The organism is Frankia sp. CeCAU1 (assembly GCF_977971845.1).
Map to the genome: position 1 here is coordinate 34,809 of NZ_CDWWXA010000016.1, position 4,239 is coordinate 39,047.

General features: G+C 70.1%; 4 protein-coding genes and 1 pseudogene. 2 read left to right on the top strand and 3 right to left on the bottom strand.

Features of this window, described 5'->3' with window-relative positions; all coding sequences use genetic code 11:
• The 3 genes and pseudogenes from AC08OO_RS05280 to AC08OO_RS05290 all read right to left on the bottom strand — a co-directional run.
• Positions 1–627: pseudogene (locus tag AC08OO_RS05280) on the bottom strand (sensor histidine kinase); the annotation flags it as partial.
• The gene (locus AC08OO_RS05285) at positions 624–1,352 is read right to left on the bottom strand and encodes a response regulator transcription factor (protein WP_476610402.1); all 729 of its coding nucleotides are present in this window, start codon (positions 1,350–1,352) and stop codon (positions 624–626) included. The gene AC08OO_RS05285 and the pseudogene AC08OO_RS05280, both read right to left, overlap by 4 nt.
• Positions 1,353–1,524: 172 nt before the next feature.
• Positions 1,525–2,853 carry a mechanosensitive ion channel family protein gene (locus AC08OO_RS05290; RefSeq protein WP_476608424.1) on the bottom strand — a complete coding sequence of 443 codons (1,329 nt, stop codon included), beginning with the start codon at positions 2,851–2,853 and terminating at the stop codon, positions 1,525–1,527.
• 417 nt (positions 2,854–3,270) lie between these two features.
• Between AC08OO_RS05290 and AC08OO_RS05295 the strand changes: the two genes are divergently transcribed.
• Both AC08OO_RS05295 and AC08OO_RS05300 read left to right on the top strand, forming a co-directional pair.
• Positions 3,271–3,786, top strand: coding sequence for an HNH endonuclease (locus tag AC08OO_RS05295; RefSeq protein WP_011435599.1), 516 nt, complete (start codon positions 3,271–3,273; stop codon positions 3,784–3,786).
• Between the two features lie 129 nt (positions 3,787–3,915).
• The coding region (locus tag AC08OO_RS05300) for an NAD(P)H-binding protein (RefSeq protein WP_476618284.1) at positions 3,916–4,239 on the top strand (324 nt) is incomplete at its 3' end.

The following is a 4,239-nucleotide window of genomic DNA, read 5'->3' on the forward strand; positions in this document are numbered from 1 at the left end:
GGTGGTCGGCCGCGCGAGCTGCAATGCACCGCCGGACGCGGGACGTTGCAGCGGAACCGTGACAAGCCGGTAGGACTGCCCGTCAACGGCGATCGTGCGCAGGTTCTGGGCCCGCTCCCGCCGGGCCACCTCGGCGTCGGCGGAGTCGACCGGGATCCGCACGCTGTTCCAGGACGAGACGGCGTTCTCCAGCGGATTGCCGGCGGCGTCGAGGAACTGGCCCTCCAGCCCGAAGCTGAACGCCTGCAGTTCCAGCCCCAGCGGGCTGGTCTGGATGGTGCGCGCCGACGCCTCAGCCTGCTCTACGAGCTGGTCGTCGATGGCCTGGTTCAGCACGATGCTGGTCGCCCCCAGCGACACCCCGGCGACGACCGTCACGGCGGCAGCCACCGCCATCCCGACGAGCAGGGCGAGCCGGGCCCGCAACGTCAGCTGACCGAGCGGGGAGGAAAACCGGATCCTGGGGTGACGTCCCGGGTGGACGCGCCGCGCGAACCCGTCCAACCGGCCGGCGCGCCCGTTCACCGCCGCATGCCCCGCTACCGGCTGCCCCACCGCCGCATGCCCCGCTACCGGCTGCGGCCACCACGGCGAGGGCGCGGCCCCCTGGTCGGGGGCACTGCTCACGCCCGGTCCCCCGACGGCTCACGCAGCACGTAGCCAACTCCGCGCACGGTGTGCAACAGCCTGGGCTCGCCGTTCGCCTCGAGCTTGCGGCGCAGGTAGCTCACGAAGACCTCCAGCGAGTTCGACGTCGGGCCGAAGTCATACCCCCAAACCCGCTCCATGATCATGGAGCGGGAGAGCACCTGACGCGGATGGGCGAGAAACAACTCCAGCAGCTCGAACTCGGTCTTGGTCAGAATCAGCTCCCGATCACCGCGGGTCACCTGGCGGCTGACCTGATCCAGACAGACCCCGCCGTAGCGAAGCGTCGAGTCGGGGATCCCCCTGGACCCGTCCGAACCGGCCGCCCGCACCCGCGCGGCCAACGCCGCCCGGCGGATCAGTGCCCGCAACCGGGCGAACAGCTCCTCCAGGGCGAACGGTTTGACCAGGTAGTCGTCGGCACCGACGTCCAAGCCGCTGACCCGGTCGGCCAAGCCGTCCCGAGCGGTCAGCATGAGCACCGGGACGTCGTCGCCCTGGGCCCGCAGCCGACGGCAGGTCTCCAGCCCGTCCACCCGGGGCATCATCACGTCCAGCACGACGATGTCCGGCCGCTCGCGGCCGATGACATCGAGCGCGTCCGCCCCGTCCACCGCCGTGGCCACCTCGTACCCCTCGAACCGCAGTGAGCGTTCCAGGGACTCCCGGACAGCCGCGTCGTCGTCCACCACCAGTACCCGCACGCCCCCAGTCTGCCTTCACCCGACGCGGTGATGGTGCTGCGCGGGGCCGGTCTCAGGAAGACGTACCGCGATCCTCAGGACGGTTTCAGCCACCGCAAGCCCGGACAGACCGACCGGCACGCCCAGACCGACCGGCACGCCCAGACCGACCGGCACGCCCAGGCCGACCAGATCAACCCCTCAGGCGCGACGAGCCGGGGGCGGGCGGGTCGATCCGTGCCCGCGGCAGATCCGTCCCCTGCGCGTCCGCGTCACCCCCGCCGACCCCGGCATCCGGATCCGCGTCGTCCTCCTCACGGCTCCCGGCGCTCTCCTCGTCGTCGTCGACCATGGTCACCTCACTGCGTTGCACGGAACCGAGCTCGATGCCAGCCGCGCCAAGCGAGGTCCGGACCCGCTCACGCAGCTCACGCGCGACCTCCCACTGCTTGAGCGGCTGGGTCTTGATGGCGACACGCAGGGTGTAACCGTCCGAGGTCATGGTCTCCATGCCCCAGACCTCGGGCTCGGCGAGGATGAGGCTGCTCCACTTCGCGTCCGCCCAGAGCTCGTTCGCCGTCCGGGCCAGCACCCGTTTGGCGGTGGCGACCTCGGTGTCGTAGTCGAGCGGAACGTCGAGCACGGTCCGTGCCCATTGCTGGCTCTTGTTACCGACCCTGGTGATCTCGCCGTTCCGGACGTACCAGACGGTGCCCTCGACGTCGCGCAGTCTGGTCGTCCGGAGACTGACCGCCTCCACGGCGCCGGAGACCGGGCCGAGATCGATCACGTCTCCCACCCCGTACTGGTCCTCCAGCAGCATGAACATCCCCGACAGGAAGTCCCGGACGAGGTTCTGCGCACCGAAACCGACCGCGACTCCCAGCACACCGGCGCTGGCGACGATGGGGGCGAGATTGATGCCCAGCTCGCCCAGGATGCTGAGGAATGCCAGGCCGAAGATGAAGATGGACGTCACGCTGCGCAGCAGCGAACCGACCGTCGCCGCACGCTGACGGCGCCTTTCCATCAGCACTGCCGGGTCGCCGAACGCGCCTAGCAGAGAGCCGGCCCGGGAACTCCGGAACAACCCGCCCCAGCTGCCGGAACCAGTCCGTTCGGTGGCGTGTCCGATGTCGGTGGTGCGCCGGATGAACCGGTGCAGCAGCGCCCGCACCACGAACGCGATCACTAAAATGAGCGCGATGCGGATCGGGGTACCGAGGAACACCTCAGCCCCGGAGGCGAGATAGTTACTGTGGGTCGTGTTGTAGACGGTGCGGCACAGCAGCCCCGGATCGGTCCCGCAGGCGTCCCGAAGCGCGGTCGCGACGCCCTCCAGGGACACCAGCGGGTCGGAGGTCACCGACGGGCTCGGCGAGGGCAGCGGGGTGGGCGTCGTCAGCCCGGACGTCGGGCCCGGTGATCCGGTGGGTGACGGCGAGGCGGACAGCAACATTCCCAGCGACGGGATGAGAGGCTGAGCCAGCAGGGACGGGGCGGGCGTCACGGCGTCGATCATCCTTCCGGTAGATTGCGATCATTCGGAGTTCCCCGAGCCGGCCGAGGTCACCGGCCCTCCCGCGCTCGCGGCGGCCGGGGCTGCGGCCCCAGGTCAGTCTCACCCATGCCGGTGGCCCGGCGGTGGGGGCCCCGATCCGGTCGACGGACGGCCACACTCCGGCCCAACCACTCTCCAACCCAACCCGGCCAGGTCTCCCACTACACTCAAAAAGCACTTTCCGTATTGATATGATCACAGAATGGTCGCCCGCATGTGACAAAGGCCACGAGATATGTGCAGCGCCACGGCACGAAAGGCGATGACCATGCAAACAGGCTCGCGTTCTGCCGCAGAAGAAGGTTGACTATCCATTGTCACCGGAGACGCTGGGCAGAACGGCCCGCAAAGGGCCCTCGGTGGGCAGGAGGTCGGCGCGTGGCAGAGGCGCTGGTTCTCAATGCCACGTACGAGCCTCTGTGCGTGGTGTCGCAAAGGCGCGCGCTGGTGCTGGTCCTGACCGACAAGGCCGTCATGGTCGAATCGGCCGGGCAGGTTCTTCGGTCCGCGACGGCATCCATCGATGTCCCGATCGTGGTCCGGTTAGCGCGTTTCGTCCGGGTGCCGTACCGCTCGCAGGTCCCGCTGACCCGCAAGGGTGTGCTGGCCCGCGACCATCATCGCTGCGTGTACTGCAATGCTCCGGCAACATCCCTGGATCATGTCATTCCACGCTCCCGTGGGGGCCCGCATGCGTGGGAGAACGTCGTGGCGGCCTGTGGCCGCTGCAACCATCTGAAAGCCGACCGGGCCGTCGCTGATCTCGGCTGGCGGCTCCGCACGGCGCCACGGGCGCCGAGCGGAGCCGCTTGGCGCATTCTGGGCTCCCGTCGGATGGATCCACGCTGGTCGGCCTACCTGAGTACCGACGTGACCGAGGCCGCCTCGGCCTGACGGCGCCCGCCCGGGGCGTCCCTGCCCGCCCGGGGCGTCCCCCGCCTGTTCGAGGCGTTCCCCGGCACGGCGACGGCGGATCGGCCGGGCGCCAGGGTACGGCGGGGCCTACCGGGGCAGGTAACCAGCGTGCGCATCCTCGTCACCGGGGCGACCGGGTACATCGGCGGCCGGCTGGCTCCCCGCCTGCTCGACCGTGGCCACCACGTCCGGGTCATGACCCGGGATCCCGTCCGGCTGCGGGACATCCCGTGGGCCGTCCGGGCGGAGGTCGTCCGCGCCGACGCCCGGGATCCGGAGTCGTTGCGGTCCGCACTCGACGGGATCGAGGTCGCCTACTACCTCATCCACTCGATCGACAGTGGTGGTGACTTCTCCGCGGTCGACCGGCGGGCGGCGAACGCCTTCGCCGCCGCGGCCCGGGCGGCCGATGTCCGCAGGATCGTCTACCTC